Origin of the sequence: Streptomyces sp. NPDC020379, assembly GCF_044387105.1 — a bacterium.
Classification (GTDB): Bacteria; Actinomycetota; Actinomycetes; order Streptomycetales; family Streptomycetaceae; genus Streptomyces.
In genome coordinates, this window is the sequence record NZ_JBIRVR010000007.1 from 41,976 (window position 1) to 56,056 (window position 14,081).

Below are 14,081 nucleotides of genomic sequence, written 5' to 3' on the forward strand. Positions count from 1 at the left end.
GCCCCCGCGCCCCCGGTCATGACCGAGCGGCCCCCTCGTCCAGGCGGAACACGCCCGTCCAGGTGCGGCCGTGAGTCAGCAGTTGTTCGAGCGCCCGGAAGCCCTCGTCGACGCCGATGGCCGCGTATGCCTCATCGGTGACGCGCCGTACCGCGCCGCCGCACCGCCACGGGCCCCAGCTCACGCTGAGGGCGGGAAGTCCCCGGGCCCGGCGCCAGGCCGCGAAGGCGTCGAGCCACGCGTCGGCCGCGGCGCCGGCGGCCTGACCGGGGGTACCGGCCAGGGTGGCGGCGGAGGAGAAGGCCACCCACCAGTCGGGCCGGTGGTCGAGTGTGGCGAGGTGCAGCCGCCAGGCGCCCTCCGCCTTGGGCCGCCACACGTTCCCGACACGCTCGTCGGTGAGCCCGGAGGCGAGGCCGTCGTCGGGCACACCGGCGGTGTGCAGCACTCCCGCCGGCCGTCGGCCGCCGTCGACCGCCGCGGCCACGAGGCGTCCGGCGGTGCGGTCGGCGGCGATGTCGCCGAGCACGATGCGGATCTCGGTCCCGGCCGCCCGTACGCGGTCGAGCCGGGCAGCCGCCTCCGGCCGCGGATGTGAGCGCCCGCCGAGGACGATCCGTCCGGCACCGTGCCGGGCCAGCCATTCGGCGGCCTCCAGGCCCAGCCCGCGCAGGCCGCCGGAGATGATGTACGAAGCGCCGGGGCGGACGAGGGGTGAACTGCCGCGCGGCGGCAGGGCCCGGGCCGTGCCGCTGGTCGGCACGGTGAGGACCAGTCGGCCGATGTGCTCGGCCGCGGCCATGGCACGCATGGCCTCCACGGCCTGTTCCAGCGGGAATTCGCGGTACGGGAGCATCGGCAGCCGGTCCGCCGCCACGTCGTCCAGGATCGACCCCAGCCGCGCGGCCATGAAGTCCGGGTGCTCCTCGAGCATCTCGTCGAGCAGCACGCGGCTGGTCGTGACGCCGTCCTTGAGCCTGGGCAGCGGGGTGACGTCCTGGTCGCCGAGCTCGACGAAGTGCCCGCCGGGCGCGAGGAGGCCGGGTCCGGCCCGGCGGGCCGCTCCGGTGAGGGAGCTGAGCACGGCGTCCACCCCACGGCCGCCGGTGATCCGGCGGACGTCGTCCACGAAGGCGAGGGTGCGGGAGTCCATGACGTGCTCGACGCCGAGGTCACGCAGCCACCGCCGCTTCTTCTCGCTGCCCGCCGTGGCGAGCACCAGGGCGCCGCAGCGGCGGGCCAGGGCGACGGCGGCCAGACCGGCCCCGCCCGTCGCCGCGTGCACGAGCACGCTCCGTCCGGGAGCGAGCCGCGCCGGATGGCACAGGGCATACCAGGCGGTGAGATACGCGGTCGGGAGAGCCGCGGCCTGTGCCGCCGTCATCCCGTCCGGGAGCGCGCGGAGCAGGGTCGCGGGGGTGACGACGAACGATCCGGCCGTTCCGTCCCCGATCCCCACCACCCGGTCGCCCGGCCCGAACTCTTCGACGTCCGGCCCGACCGCGGTGACCGTACCGGCGAAGTCGCTGCCCAGCTCTCGCCGCTCGCTCCCGGCCGGCAGCAGGCCGAGGGCGTTCATGACGTCCCGGAGGTTCAGGCTCGCGGCGCTCACTCGGACCTCCACCCGGCCGGGGCCGGGCGCCCGGCGCTCCTCCCGCACCAGGCGGAGGCCGTCGAGGGTGCCGTCGCCACCGGGCCGTAGCCTGAAGACATCCTCCCCGTACGCGACCGGCTCCGGGACCGGCCACGTCTGCCCACCGGGTGCCGGCGGGGCGGGGACCAGCCGGGCCACGTAGCGGACGCCGCCGCGCCAGGCCACCTCCTCGCCCGCCGGTCCGGCGGCCAGTTCGGGGAGCAACTGCTCGGCCCCGGCGGCCGGATCGGCGTCGGCCTGGGTCAGGCGCAGACCGGGGCACTCCCGCGTGACCACGCGCGCGAAGCCGCCCAGGGCGGCGGCGTCCGGGTGCCCCGCGTCGCCCGGCGACACGGCCCTGGCGCCCCGGGTGAGCAGCCATACGGGGCAGGGTGCGGGTGTGCGTACGACGGCCAGGGTGTTCTGCACGAGCCGCAGCGACAGTCCCGGTGACAGGTCGGGCCCGGCGGCCGGGTCGGCGCACAGCGCGAGGCCACCGGCGCCCGCGCAGGCGGCCGCGGTGAGGTGCTCGGGGGTGAGGAGCTCGCACCGCGCCCCGGCGGCGGTGAGGGCTCCGGCGAGCTCCGTGGCGAGAGCGCCGCCCGAGCCGAGGTCGGCGACGAGCCAGCGGACGTCGGCCAGGGGCACGGGCTCCCGCCCTGCGGGCAGCGGCTGCTCGTGCCAGGCGATCTCGAAGAAGCGCTCCGGGAGCGTCTCCCGCGCGGCGCCACGCCGCTGTCCGATCAGGCCCCGCGCCTGCCGGCTCCCGGGGGAAAGCGGCGGCCCGGCGTCCGGGGACGCGTCAGCGGTGAGGCCGGTGCCGGCGGCGTCGGGCCGCGAGAAGGGCGTGGAATGCCGAGCGGCCACTTGGGAGCTCCCTCACGTCATCGCTGAACTTGAGAAAAGAGCATCCCCACTTCCGCATCCAGCATTCGTGATGTTCTTCCCATAACGGCGGACGGCCGGTGCGCCCCTGTAAACCACCGCCGGTGCACGGCCCCGGAGGTCAGCCCGTGGACGCCGGGGATTCCCCGGCCACCCGCGCGGCCCCGTGGGCGAGGAGTCGGCCCGGCGGTACGGACGCAAGGCCGCGTGCGGCACGAGCCGGCCCCCGGACACCGTGGAGGTGCGTCCGGGGACCGGCTCGTGCCGCACGCGGGGAGCGCCCGTCAACCGCCGCCGACCGACGCGCCGTACGCGTTGAGGGCCGCCACCACCGGCTGGAAGAAGGTGGTCCCGCCCATCATGCAGTCGCCGTCGCCGCCGGAGGTGATGCCCAGGGCGGGCGCACTGGCCGTCGGCTTCTGCGGGTCGTACGCGAAGAAGGCGCCGCCGCTGTCGCCCGGCTGGGCGCAGACGTCGGTCTTGACCAGGCCGGTGACCTGCCCTTCCTGGTAGTTCACCGTCTGGTTGACCGCGGTGACGGTGCCGTAGTGGACGTTCGTGGTGGAGCCGCTGCGGCCGACCTTGTCGCCCACGACCGCGTCGCGGGCCCCGTTGACGGTCAGCGACTGGCCGTTGTAGAGGTTCACGGCGCTCGGGTGGCCGACGGTGGCGGTGTATTCCGCGAGGGAGAAGTCGGTGCCGGGGAACTTCGAGTCGACGGTCTTCGCGGTCTCGGGGCCGCCCTGCTTCTCGGCCCAGCTCTTGATCACGTTGCCGCAGTGCCCCGCGGTGAGGAAGCCGTCCGGCTTGCCGGGCCGCTTGACGTTGAAGCCGACGGAGCAGCGGGCGGAGAAATCGCGGCCCCAGATGGCGTCGCCGCCCGCGATGAACCGGGTGAGCTTCGTGGCCGTTCTCCGCATGAGCACGGTGTCACCGAAGGAGCCGACGGTCTTCTTGAGCCGGGCCAGCTTCGTTCCCGTGACCGTGGGGTCGGCGGTGACGACGACCCGGTTCGTCCGCGGATCCGGCCCCCAGGTGGTGCCGGGGATCGCGGGCGTGGCGTCCAACGCCGCCTTCGTGGAGTCGAGTTCGGCCTGGGAGTACGTCACGAGCCTGGGCTCGGCGCCCGCCGCGCGGACCACGCTCTCCGCAGCCCGGTCCACGACGTCGACGACGAGTCTGTGCGAGCCCTCGTCGTAATACGCCCCCGCGTCCTGCCCCTTCAGTCGGCCGAGGAGCGTCCGGGCCAGCTGTCCGGCCGAGACCGCGGTGAGCTGACGAGGAGCCGCCGCGCCCTGCGCCCCGGCGCTCTGCGGCGCGAGGGTCACGGCCGCGAGCGCGGCCGTCGCGCTGGCGGCCAGGGCGGCACGCGCACGAATCCGGGAAGGCTTCAACTGACACCTCCAGTGGGGGGACGGACCCGGTGGTGGGGCACTCAGGGCCCGAAGGGCTGAGGCATGGCCGCCGGCCCTCTTGACAAAAGCCGCGTCCATGCCAACTTCTTGTCGAGTATCCCGACCCCAAGAGGGCGTGTACAAGGCGTACTTGGCGTTGCACGCTCACTCATGTGCTCCCCCGTACGGGCCGTACGGGGCAGCTGTCACCGGAGGTGCCGGGTGTCGCTCCCTGCGCGTGAACGGATCCGGGCCGCGCGTCCCCCCGTCCGCCGTTCACGCCACTGCTCATGGGCTTCCTCGAAGATCGGGAGCGGGATGGAACGGCTTCAGCATTACAGACTCCGTCCCGGTCCGCCTCTCCCGCGCGTCCGGCCCGTACGAACGGTAGGGCACGCGGGGGCCCGCCACCGGAGCCTTCCCGACCGGCTACAGCCGTGTGGGTGACCGCGGCTGACGGCCATGCGGGTGGCGTACGCGGCTTCGGCCGATCGGAGCAGCCGACCGCGCGTCACCGTATGCGGCTGGACGTCCGGGCCGGCACGCCGCTGTCGAGGGCGCGCACACCGCGCTCGCCCTCCGCCTCACCATGACCGGCCCGCTGCCGGAGATGCTCCCCGGCACCGGACCCGGCCGGCTCGTGGAAACGGTCGTCACGCGCGTGCCGCCGCGACCGCTTCCTCCAGCAGGGCCGCGGCCTCGTCGATCGCGGTGCTCAGCGCCCGCGGCTGGGGGGTCAGGCCGCCGAGGACTCTGTCGATGTGCCGGAGCCCGGCCTGATCCACCAGCGTCTTCTCGTTGGTGACCCACTGGCCGCGAGCCGCCAGCACCGCGTGTGCCGCCTGGCAGGCGGCGGTGGCGATCGCTCCGGCGCAGTCGGCGAGATGCCCGCGTCCGGCGTGGGCCGCGCGGGCGTAGGCGAGCGTGTGCCGGGCGTCGTTGGACCAGCGCTGGGGCGCGTGGCGCCGCAGCGCTCCGGGATAGCCGGGGCGCGGGAGCTCACCGTGGAGCACGCGGTTGACGGCCAGTTCGGCGACGACGAGGTAGGTCGGGATGCCGGCCAGGTGGAACATCAGCTTCTCGACCCGGAAGCGCCCCTCGCGCGCCTCCGCGAGCTGGAACTCGACGTCGTCCAGGTCCCGGTAGTGCACATCGACGCGCCGCCCGTCGACGTCCAGCCAGGCACCCCCGTTGAACACTCCCCCGCCCCACTCCCCGATCCCGGACACCTCCCCGGGCCACCCGAGAGCCCGGACCCCCGCCACGTCGAACGCCCCGCGGTAATAGACGGCGAAGTCCCAGTCACTGTCGGGCCCATGCGTCCCGCCGGCCCGCGACCCTCCCAGGGCCACGGCCTCCACGTGGGGCAACGCGGCGAGGCGCGTGGTGATATGGGCCGGAAACGTCGCGTCATCGAGCGTGGGCATGGGGGCGAGCGTAGACGGACCTCCCTCCCGGCGCCGCTGCTTTTCCCGGGCGGTTCGCCGAGATCGTGGGGCGGGTGATGGGGGACGGCGCCGAGGACATCGCCTTCGAGTCCACCCGCACCCCCGTCTTCCTCGGCCCCGCGATCGCCGTGGTCTTCACGGGTCCGGTGATGACTGCCCAGGGACACACCCGGCGGCTCCGCTACGCGGACATCCTGTTCAGGCGCGACGGCTCCCGGGCGTTCCAGACGATGGTCCAGGGCCGCTGGTGCGACCAGTTGGGGTGAGCCTCAGCCGAACTTGCCCAGCAGCGCGGCCAGTTCCCTCGGGGCGGAGAGGAAAGGGGAGTGGCCGGTGGTGAGGCGTTCCACGTGGGTGGCACGGGTGGACATCTTTTCCTGGAGGGCGGGCGGAAGGGCCCGGTCGCGTGCGCAGATCACGTACGTGGAGGGCACGGTGCGCCACGCCGCCCGGGTCACCCGCTGCTGGAACGACCGCAGGCTCTGCTCGACGAGCTGCCCGATGGCGCGCTCGGCCTCCTCCTCGGGCATGTCGCCGTACAGCGCCGTGCGGGGGTCGAAGAAGACGGGAGAGGTGCCGCTGAGATCCTCGGGTCCGGTGGTGTCGCGGCCGTGGATGCCGTGGAGGGACTCCCCCTCCGTCGGCATGTAGGCCGCGAGATAGACGGCGTGGACGACGTTTGACCCTTCGGTGACCGCCTGGGCGGCCGGGATGCCGCCGTAGGAGTGGGCGACGAGGACGACAGGGCCGTCGATCTGCCGTAGTTGGGCGGATATCGCCTCAGCGTCGTCGTACACACCGGCGGTGGGCGTGCCTTGCGGGCCCGCGCTGGGCAGGTCGACCGTGCGGGACCGCAGGCCGTCCGCGGCGAGGGCAGCCCGCAGAGCCGCCCAGCACGTGGACCGGTGCCAGGCTCCGTGGACCAGGAGGAACGTCGGGCGGGCTGCCGTGGCGGACATGGCGGTGCTCCTTACGATCTGACGAGGTGTAGGGCAAGTCTGCGGTCGGGGCGGGCCGTGGCGCCACACGCGCCGCCCCCGCCCCGACCGCCGCACATCGCTGAGGACGTCACATCGCCGAGGACACCGAGTCCCGCCGGGGACGCCGCGCCGGCCCGGCCGGCGCGTCGCCGCCCGGGGCGGCCGTCCGGTTCGGCGGCCGCACCAGAGCCAGCACGATCAGCCCGCCGAGCGCCGCCGCGAGGGACGACAGGAGGAAGACCCGGTCGAGCCCCGCGGCGAACGCCTGGTGCACCACGTGCCGGGCCGCGTCCCGGTGGGCCGGGGGTGCCGCGTCCAGCACGTGCCGCGCCTGCCCGGCGGCCAGCGCGGCGGCGCTCTTGTCGGCGTCCGGGACCGTCCCGGACCCGGCGAGCGCGGTGGCCGTCCGGCTGGTGAAGACCGCACCGAGGACGGCGATGGCCAGCGTCATGCCCAGCTGGCGGAAGGTGTTGACCGCCCCGCCGGCCATCCCCGCCCGCCGCGGCGGCACGGTGGAGGTGGCGGCCGAGACCAGCACCGGCGTGGCCAGGCCCACGCCGATCCCGGTGACCACGAGTCCCCCTATGAGGGAGGCCCGCCCCGCGTCGGCCGTCATGCCGGCGCGCAGCGACAGCATGCCCGCCGCGACGAACAGCAGCCCGACGCCGATCGGCAGCCGCGGTGCGAGCCGCTGGATGTGCCGCCCGGCCACCGCGGAGACGAGGAACGACGCCCCTGCCAGCGGCGTCAGGGCGAGGCCCGCCGCGACCGGGCCGAGGCCCAGGACGGACTGCAGCCACAGGGACACCAGCACCAGACAGCCGAAGGCGCTGCCCTGGAGCAGCAGCGCACCGCTCATCAGGCCCGCGAACGACGGGCGCCGCAGCAGCGCCAGGTCCAGCATCGGGACACCACCGCGCCGCGCCGCGCGGTGCTCGATCACCACGAAGGCCGCGAGCGCCAGGACGGTGACGGCGAAGGCCGCCAGGATCTCGGCCGAGGCCCACCCCGCGTCCCCGCCGCGGATGAGTCCGTAGGTGAGGGTGGCCGCGGCGACGGTGAAGGCGGTCGCGCCGGGGACGTCGATACGGGCCGGCGCGCCGCTGCCGGACGGCTCGCGCGGCTGGTCGGCGCGGACCACGCGCAGCGTCATGGCGATGGCGACGGCGGCGACCGGCAGGTTGACCCAGAAGATCGTGGGCCAGCTGATCTGCTCGGTGAGCAGGCCGCCGAGCAGGGGCCCCGCCGCGGCGGCGGCGCCGTTGGCCGCGCCCCACACGCCGAAGGCCGTACCCCGGTCCCTGCCCTGGTAGGAGGTGAGCAGGAGCGCGGGGGCCGTGGCGAACATGGCGGCGCCTCCGGCACCCTGCACCACGCGGGCGGCGATCAGCACGCCCGCGTCGGGCGCCAGGCCGCACACGAGCGAGGCCAGGGCGAAGAGCCCCAGGCCGTAGACGTAGCACCGCCGGTGGCCGAAGCGGTCCGCGAGGGAGCCGGAGGCCAGGAGGAGGGCGGCGAGCGCCAGGGCATAGCCGTCGATCACCCATTGCAGCGAGGTGAAGGAGGCATCGAGGTCGTCAGCCATGCTGGGCAGCGCGACGTTCACGATGGTCACGTCGACCAGCAGGATGAAGGCGCCAAGGCAGACCGCCGTCAGCGGCCACCACTTGCGCATGTCAGGTTCTCCGTTCGGATCGGGCTGGATGTCCGGGACCGGAAGCGAGCTCATGGTCTCGGCGCGATCCCTCCGGCGAGTGTGGGACGCCACGGGTGATTCCATGAGCCATCGCCGCTGTTCCGCGCAGATCCGACATGATGGGGCGCCATGAAGACGTATCTCGACATCCCCGGCCGCGTCGACCGTGATCTGTCGGAGGAGGACCTGGCGCTCGCCCACGCCCTGCAGATCAACGGGCGGGCCTCGTTCCGGGAGCTCGCGGACGCCCTCGGGGTGTCCGACCAGACCGCGGCCCGCCGCTGGTCACGGCTGCGGTCCACGGGCAGGCTCCGGGTCCTGGGCCTGACGGATCCGCTGCGGTTGGGGGACTCCCCCTGGATCATCCGCGTCCGGTGCACGCCCGACGCCGCCGTCTCCATCGGGGAGGCGATGGCGCGGCGTACGGACACCAGCTGGGTCAGCCTCAGCTCCGGCGGCACGGAGATCTCCTGCTCGATGCGCACGCGCGGCCCCGGCCTGGAGGAACCGATGCTCCTGCAGAAGCTGCCGCGCACTCCCCAGGTGGTGGACGTCTCGGCGCACTGCCTCCTGCACATCTTCTTCGGCCAGGACCTCAGCGCGATCAACAAGAGCGGGCCGCTGACGGCCGCGCAGGTCGCGGCGCTCACACCCCCGGCCGTGCCGGGGCCCGCCACCGGCGCCGCCGCTCCGGTGGCCTTGGACGACGGCGACCGGCACCTGCTCGACCTGCTGGCCCGGGACGGCCGGGCGGCGCCCGCCGAACTGGCGGCCGCGACGGGCCTGTCCCCCTCGACCGTGCGCCGCCGCATCACCGAGCTGAGATCGGCCGGCGTGCTGTACTTCGACGTCGATTACCACCCGGACGTCATGCACCGGAACTTCCGGGCCGCCCTGTGGCTGGAGATCGACCCGTCCCGCCTCGCCGAGGCGGGGGCGGTGCTGGCCGGACACCCCGAGGTGGCCTTCGCCGCCGCCGTGACCGGCACGGCCAACCTCTACGCCAGCATCGACGTCACGTCCGCCCAGCTCTTCTACCGCTACCTCACCGAATCGGTGGCCGCCCTGCCGGGCCTGCGTCACACGGCGACCGCCCCCATCCACCGCACCCTGAAGGGCCCCGGCCCCTATCTCCCCACCGGCCGGGCGCCGTCGGCCCGTTGAGGAAGCCGCTACCGGATGTCGGTCGCCGTGCGGCGGTACGTCGAGCGCCGGTCCACGATGGCTTGGCGGCGGTCGCCGTAGACGGTCTCCTGGGTGCCCTCCTCGCGGAGGAAGGCGTGGGGGAAGCCCAGCGGCACCGCGCTCACCTCGTCGAGCCGCCGGACGGCGTCCGCGTCCAGCTCCACCCGCGTGGCGGCGAGGTTGTCGGCGAGCTGGCTCTCCTTCGTCGCGGCGATGATCGGGACGATGTTGCCGGGCCGGCCCAGGAGCCACGCCAGCGCCACCTGGGCGGGGCTCCAGCCGCCCTGCTCGGCGACCTCCAGCACCGCGGTGATCACCTCGTCCTCGTTGGCCGGCCCGGCGTAGCCCCTGGGCTCGGTGACCAGACGGCCCGGCTCGCCGCGGCGGTACTTCCCGGTGAGCTTGCCGCCCGCGAGCGGGCCCCAGGCGAGCACGGCCTGGTCGAAGGCCCGGGCCTGCGGGAGCAGTTCGCGCTCCGGGGTCCGCTCCAGCAGGTTGTAGTACAGCTGCGAGCCCGCGAAGGAGGTCCAGCCCCGCAGCTCCGCCAGCGTATTGGCCTGCGCGATCTCCCACGCGGGCCAGTCGGAGACCCCGACGTAGAGCACCTTCCCGGCCCGCACGAGGTCGTCGAGGGCCCGCATGACCTCCTCGACCGGGGTGAAGTTGTCCCGCGCGTGCACCCACAGCACGTCGACGCGGTCGGTGCGCAGCCGCTTCAGGCTCGCCTCGACCGACTGCACGAGGTTCTTGCGGTGGTTGCCCGCGGAGTTGACATCGCCCTTGCGCGTCGCGCCGGTGTACTTGGTGGCCAGGACGAATTCCTCCCGGCGCCCTTCGAGGAGTTCGCCGAGGATCGTCTCCGAGCTGCCGTCGGTGTAGATGTCGGCCGTGTCGACGAAGTTGCCGCCCGCGTCCGCGTAGGCGTCGAGGATGCGGCCGCTCGTCTCCTTCGAGGCGCCCCACCCCCAGTCCTCACCGATGGTCATGGCGCCGAGGCTCAGCTCGCTCACCCGCAGGCCGGTCCTGCCGAACAGTGTGTATCGCACGAGATCCCCTTCGATCGGGTCGATGTCCTTGGGCGGCAGACGCTACGAGCTGGAGCACACTCCAGCGCAAGCGTCACCTGTCGAAGCCGATGTGCACGTGGTCGTGGTGGGTGTCGTCGGAGAAGAACTGGTTCGCCGTGGCCCCGCCCGCCAGCGGCAGCGGCCCGCCGACGTTGTACGAACCGGCCGCCGCGGCGTCCCGCATGAAGGACTCGGTCAGCGCGCGCGGTGTCGCCGGATCGACCACGGCCTTGCCGTCGATCCGCCAGACGTCGACGGCGCGGCCCGGCGGATGGTCGCTGGGCCGGTCGGTGCCGAAGACGTCAAGGGGGTGGCCCGACCTCAGGACCGTGACCTCCATGCGGTAGCCGCCCGCCAGTCGGAGAAGCGCGGTGAGCACACTGGCGTGCACACCACCGCCGCGGATGTCCGCCTCGGCCGCGGGCGGCAGGCTGATGCGGGTGTCGCCGAGCACGCGGCGCGCCTCGTCGGACAGCGAGGACGCGGCCGGGCCGGGGGCGGCCGGGTGGAGCGCGGTGACCGACCAGCGCGGCCGGGCGCGGGAGAGCCGCACGTCGACCGTCGTACCGCCGGGCCTGACGGGGCCGCCTCCCGTACGCGTCCACTGACGGCAGACCACGAGCACGCTCGCCGTGTCCGCCAGGATCCCGCCGTACTGCGCGTCGACGACCCGCGTGACGGATTCGTCCGCCGCCGTCAGCAGGGGGCCCGCCTGCTCGGCGAGCGCGGCGGACAGACCGAGCGCCGTGGTCCGCTCCCGGGCCTTCGCCGCGCCCCCGCCGCCGGGCCGCCAGGTGCCGAGCGCCTCGACGAGCTGGGCGGCGCGCAGTTTCACGTCCGGCTGGATGTCCGACGCGTTCGGCCGCCACGGCGTGGCGTGGGGCAGCGCGGTGCCTCCCGGTGACGCGGAGCCGGAACCGCCGCCCCCGCTCTTCTTCCCGGACGAGCAGCCGGACGCGCCGACCACGAGACCGGCGGCGCCGGACAGCAGGGTCCGGCGGCTCACGCCCGTACGGCCGGCCATGGGTTCGATCTCGCTGGGCACGGCCGGCCTCCTCGGGCTGTGGCTTCACGTCGGCACCGGGCGCCGGGCGCGCCACCCGTCCAGTCTCGCCGGGCCCCCGCCCGGACGCACGCGGCCGGACGCCGGCCGGCGGGCCGCGGCCGGACCGGGCCGTCACCGTCGCCACCGCCGCGTACCGGAGGCGGCGCCCGCCTTCAGGGGCTTCAGGGCTTCTTGCCCCGCGGCACGGCGAGGTCGGTCAGCAGGGCGGTGCCCGGGCGGAGGTCCGTCCAGGAGCCGTGCCAGGTGAGCACCGCGATCGCGGAGGTCGGGAACTTCGTCCCGGCTCGCCGCCGGGCATCGCCGACGGCGTCACCGGCCAGCGCGAGGACCAGCTCCTGGAGACCCGGGTTGTGCCCAAGGATCAGCAACGTCCCGATGTCCGCGGGCACTTCACGGACGGCTTCCAGCAGACCGGTCGCGCTCGCCCCGTAGAGGCGCGGTTCATGGCGTACGGGCGGCGGGGTGCCCAGCTGCCCGGCCGCCAGCTCCCACGTCTGCCGGGCGCGCCGGGCGGTGGAGCACAGGACGAGATCGGGCAGGCAGTCGGCCTCGCACAGCCACCGCCCCGCCGCGGGCGCGTCGCGAAGGCCGCGTGGGCCGAGCGGCCGTTCGTGGTCGGCGGCGTCCGGCGGCCACGCGGACTTGGCGTGCCGCAGCACGAGCAGCCGTCGGCGGGCGTTCACGTCAGCGGGTCGCGCGGGGTCGCGTGGCCGATCTCGCGGGTGAGTTCCAGGGCCAGGACGCGGTCCAGGTACGTGAACGTCTCGAACTTCGTCCCGTCGGGCAGCCCGGTGTCCGCCTCCAGCCGGTTCAGCGCGTCCAGGACCACCGGCACGTCCAGATCCTCCTCCAGACCCGCCAGGGCCTGGCCGAGAATCTCGGCGCACATCGGCTTCGACGGTGCCTGTGCCCAGTGGGCCACCGCACGCCGCCACCGCTCCAGCGTGCGGTGCGCCGCCGCGAGCTCCTCGGGCGTGAAGGCGACAGGCTGGTGGTGCGGGTGGGTCAGCAGCGCCAGCCGCAGGGCCAGGGCGTCGAGACCGGCCGGGGACGGCCGCTCGTAGGGGCGCACCTCGCCCACCCGCACGGTGACGCCCTGCTCCGCCGGTTCCCGGCCGGCCGTGACGTACACATCGGCCCGGCCGCCCAGCGCCCGGGCGACCTCGTCTAGCGTCCCGGACGCCGCGGGCGGGCGGATGCCGAGCACGGCCGCCCGCGTCTCGTGGGTCTCCCGCGTGGCACCGGTGCCGACGAGACCGAGGAGCGCCTGCCCGCCGTGCAGTTCGGCGGTGCGGACGAGGACGTCGGCGACCAGGCGCGCCCGCAGGCCGGACGGCTCCGCGGCGGCACCGGCCCGCGTCTCCTCGACGAAGACGCGCAACGGGCTCCGGTGTCCCGTCCCGATGTCGACCTGCCCGCCGGAGCGGGCATCGAGAACGCGCAGCGCCGCTCCCGGCCGCTCGGGCCGCTCCACCGGCACCGCGCGCAGGCCGTCCACTCCGGGCATCGGGTGCCCCTCTCGTACGCGTGACGGCCGCGGGCCGGGCCGGTGGCCGCCGTCGACTGGGGCCACCACGCAACCGCCCGGAGCCCGCCACGTCAACCCTGCCACGCATGTCACGCCCCGGCCCAGCCAACCCCCGTACGGCTGGGCTCCCCGTGGAGCGGTCCGGCCCGTCGGCGCGGGCCGGGCGCGCGCCGAGGGGGCTACGCCTTGCGGAGGCGGTCGACGATGCCGTCGAGGTCCTCCCTGAAGCGGTTCTCGCGGACGAAGTGGCCGCCCGGCTCCTCGTGCCACTCGTGGGGGATGCCGGCCCTGTCGAGGAAGCCGCGCCATTCGCGCTGGGTGTCGAGGACGGCGGTCTCGTTGAACCTGTCCCAGAAGGTGGGTTCGGGGCTGGTGCCGGCGACCATGTAGACGCGCTTGTCGCGGTAGCTCTCGACGCGCTCGCAGGGGTTGTCCATGCTGACCCTGTTCTGGTCCCACGGCACGCCGTAGACGGTGCCGCCGCCCAGTTCGATGGCCGCGGAGGACGCGTTGGCCCAGTGGACGACCCCGCCCGGGATCCCGCCGGCCGGACCGCGCAGGCCGGCCGGGCCGGAGTGGGAGCTCACGGAGGCGAAGTGGCCCCAGTATTTGGCCGCGTACTTCAGCGCGCCGAAGCCGCCCATCGAGAACCCGGAGACGGCGCGGCCGTCGAATTCGGCGAAGGTCCGGAAGTTCGCGTCGATCCACGGGATCAGCTGGTTGATGTGGAAGTTCTCCCAGTTCCGGGGCCCGGCGAAGGAGTTGACCGGGTTGGAGTACCAGCCCGCGTGCCCGCCGTCGGGCATCACCACGATGAGCGGCTTCCCGGCGGTCCAGGCGCGGATGTTCAGGGGCGGGCGGTCGAAGGTGATGAAGTCCTGGCCGTCACCGCCCCCGTGGAGCAGGTAGAGGACGGGGTACGTGCGTCCGCTGGTGTGGTAGTCGTCGGGGAGCAGGACGTTGACGGCGGGGTTCCAGCCGATCTCGGCGGTCGCGAACCGGTAGTACCACATGCGCGGGTCGCCCTCGTTACGGTCCACGACGCGCAGCCCGTTGCCGTCACCGGCCGCACGGGCGGCCCCCGCCGCCGCGAGGACGGTGCCGCCGCCCAGGGCCAGCGCCGCGGAGATTCCTCCGGCGGTCTTCAGGACACCTCTGCGGGTGGGGCGGTGCTCGCTCAACTCGGCCTCCTGGTCGTC

General features: G+C 74.5%; 11 protein-coding genes and 1 pseudogene. 2 read left to right on the forward strand and 10 right to left on the reverse strand.

Going from position 1 to position 14,081, the window contains the following annotated elements:
* Nucleotides 1-16: 16 nt before the first annotated feature.
* The 3 genes from ACH427_RS11495 to ACH427_RS11505 all read right to left on the reverse strand — a co-directional run bounded on the left by ACH427_RS11495 (nt 17) and on the right by ACH427_RS11505 (nt 5,339).
* Entirely contained in the window at nt 17-2,500 is a 2,484-nt protein-coding gene (locus ACH427_RS11495; RefSeq protein ID WP_398869224.1) for a KR domain-containing protein, read from the reverse strand.
* 302 nt (nt 2,501-2,802) lie between these two features.
* Nucleotides 2,803-3,912 carry a S1 family peptidase gene (locus ACH427_RS11500; RefSeq protein WP_398869225.1) on the reverse strand — a complete coding sequence of 370 codons (1,110 nt, stop codon included), beginning with the start codon at nt 3,910-3,912 and terminating at the stop codon, nt 2,803-2,805.
* A gap of 653 nt (nt 3,913-4,565) precedes the next feature.
* Nucleotides 4,566-5,339, reverse strand: a complete 774-nt coding sequence (locus ACH427_RS11505) for a nucleotidyltransferase domain-containing protein (RefSeq protein ID WP_398869226.1) — start codon at nt 5,337-5,339, stop codon at nt 4,566-4,568.
* Between the two features lie 71 nt (nt 5,340-5,410).
* On the opposite strand from ACH427_RS11505, the pseudogene ACH427_RS11510 reads away from it, so the two are divergent.
* Nucleotides 5,411-5,626, forward strand: a pseudogene (locus tag ACH427_RS11510) (nuclear transport factor 2 family protein); the annotation flags it as partial.
* Between the two features lie 3 nt (nt 5,627-5,629).
* On the opposite strand, the gene ACH427_RS11515 reads toward ACH427_RS11510, so the two are convergent.
* Nucleotides 5,630-6,319 (reverse strand): alpha/beta hydrolase, encoded by a 690-nt coding sequence (locus ACH427_RS11515; RefSeq protein ID WP_398869227.1) that lies wholly within the window; start codon nt 6,317-6,319, stop codon nt 5,630-5,632.
* Nucleotides 6,320-6,428: 109 nt separating this feature from the next.
* Entirely contained in the window at nt 6,429-8,015 is a 1,587-nt protein-coding gene (locus ACH427_RS11520; protein ID WP_398869228.1) for an MFS transporter, read from the reverse strand.
* Nucleotides 8,016-8,165: 150 nt separating this feature from the next.
* Between ACH427_RS11520 and ACH427_RS11525 the strand changes: the two genes are divergently transcribed.
* On the forward strand, nt 8,166-9,200 hold the full coding sequence (locus ACH427_RS11525; RefSeq protein WP_398869229.1) for an Lrp/AsnC family transcriptional regulator: 1,035 nt from the start codon (nt 8,166-8,168) through the stop codon (nt 9,198-9,200).
* Between the two features lie 8 nt (nt 9,201-9,208).
* On the opposite strand, the gene ACH427_RS11530 is transcribed toward ACH427_RS11525, so the two are convergent.
* The 5 genes from ACH427_RS11530 to ACH427_RS11550 form a co-directional block, all read right to left on the reverse strand.
* Complete coding sequence (locus ACH427_RS11530) at nt 9,209-10,267, reverse strand: aldo/keto reductase (RefSeq protein ID WP_398869230.1); 1,059 nt, start codon at nt 10,265-10,267, stop codon at nt 9,209-9,211.
* Nucleotides 10,268-10,340: 73 nt separating this feature from the next.
* Nucleotides 10,341-11,333, reverse strand: a complete 993-nt coding sequence (locus ACH427_RS11535) for a hypothetical protein (protein ID WP_398869231.1) — start codon at nt 11,331-11,333, stop codon at nt 10,341-10,343.
* A 182-nt stretch (nt 11,334-11,515) separates the two neighbouring features.
* Nucleotides 11,516-12,037: a SixA phosphatase family protein gene (locus ACH427_RS11540; protein WP_398869232.1), complete on the reverse strand. Its 522-nt coding sequence runs from the start codon at nt 12,035-12,037 to the stop codon at nt 11,516-11,518.
* Nucleotides 12,034-12,861 carry a hypothetical protein gene (locus tag ACH427_RS11545; RefSeq protein WP_398869233.1) on the reverse strand — a complete coding sequence of 276 codons (828 nt, stop codon included), beginning with the start codon at nt 12,859-12,861 and terminating at the stop codon, nt 12,034-12,036. The genes ACH427_RS11540 and ACH427_RS11545 overlap by 4 nt, the downstream gene beginning before the upstream one ends.
* Nucleotides 12,862-13,061: 200 nt before the next feature.
* Nucleotides 13,062-14,063, reverse strand: a complete 1,002-nt coding sequence (locus ACH427_RS11550; RefSeq protein WP_398869234.1) for an alpha/beta hydrolase — start codon at nt 14,061-14,063, stop codon at nt 13,062-13,064.
* Between the last annotated feature and the right edge of the window lie 18 nt (nt 14,064-14,081).

Bases quoted from the DNA above. Each gene is read 5' to 3' on its own strand.
- ACH427_RS11505 (WP_398869226.1), bottom strand. From the start codon at position 5,339: ATGCCCACGCTCGATGACGCGACGTTTCCGGCCCATATCACCACGCGC.
- ACH427_RS11515 (WP_398869227.1), bottom strand. From the start codon at position 6,319: ATGTCCGCCACGGCAGCCCGCCCGACGTTCCTCCTGGTCCACGGAGCC.
- ACH427_RS11520 (WP_398869228.1), bottom strand. From the start codon at position 8,015: ATGCGCAAGTGGTGGCCGCTGACGGCGGTCTGCCTTGGCGCCTTCATC.
- ACH427_RS11525 (WP_398869229.1), top strand. From the start codon at position 8,166: ATGAAGACGTATCTCGACATCCCCGGCCGCGTCGACCGTGATCTGTCG.
- ACH427_RS11545 (WP_398869233.1), bottom strand. From the start codon at position 12,861: ATGCCCGGAGTGGACGGCCTGCGCGCGGTGCCGGTGGAGCGGCCCGAG.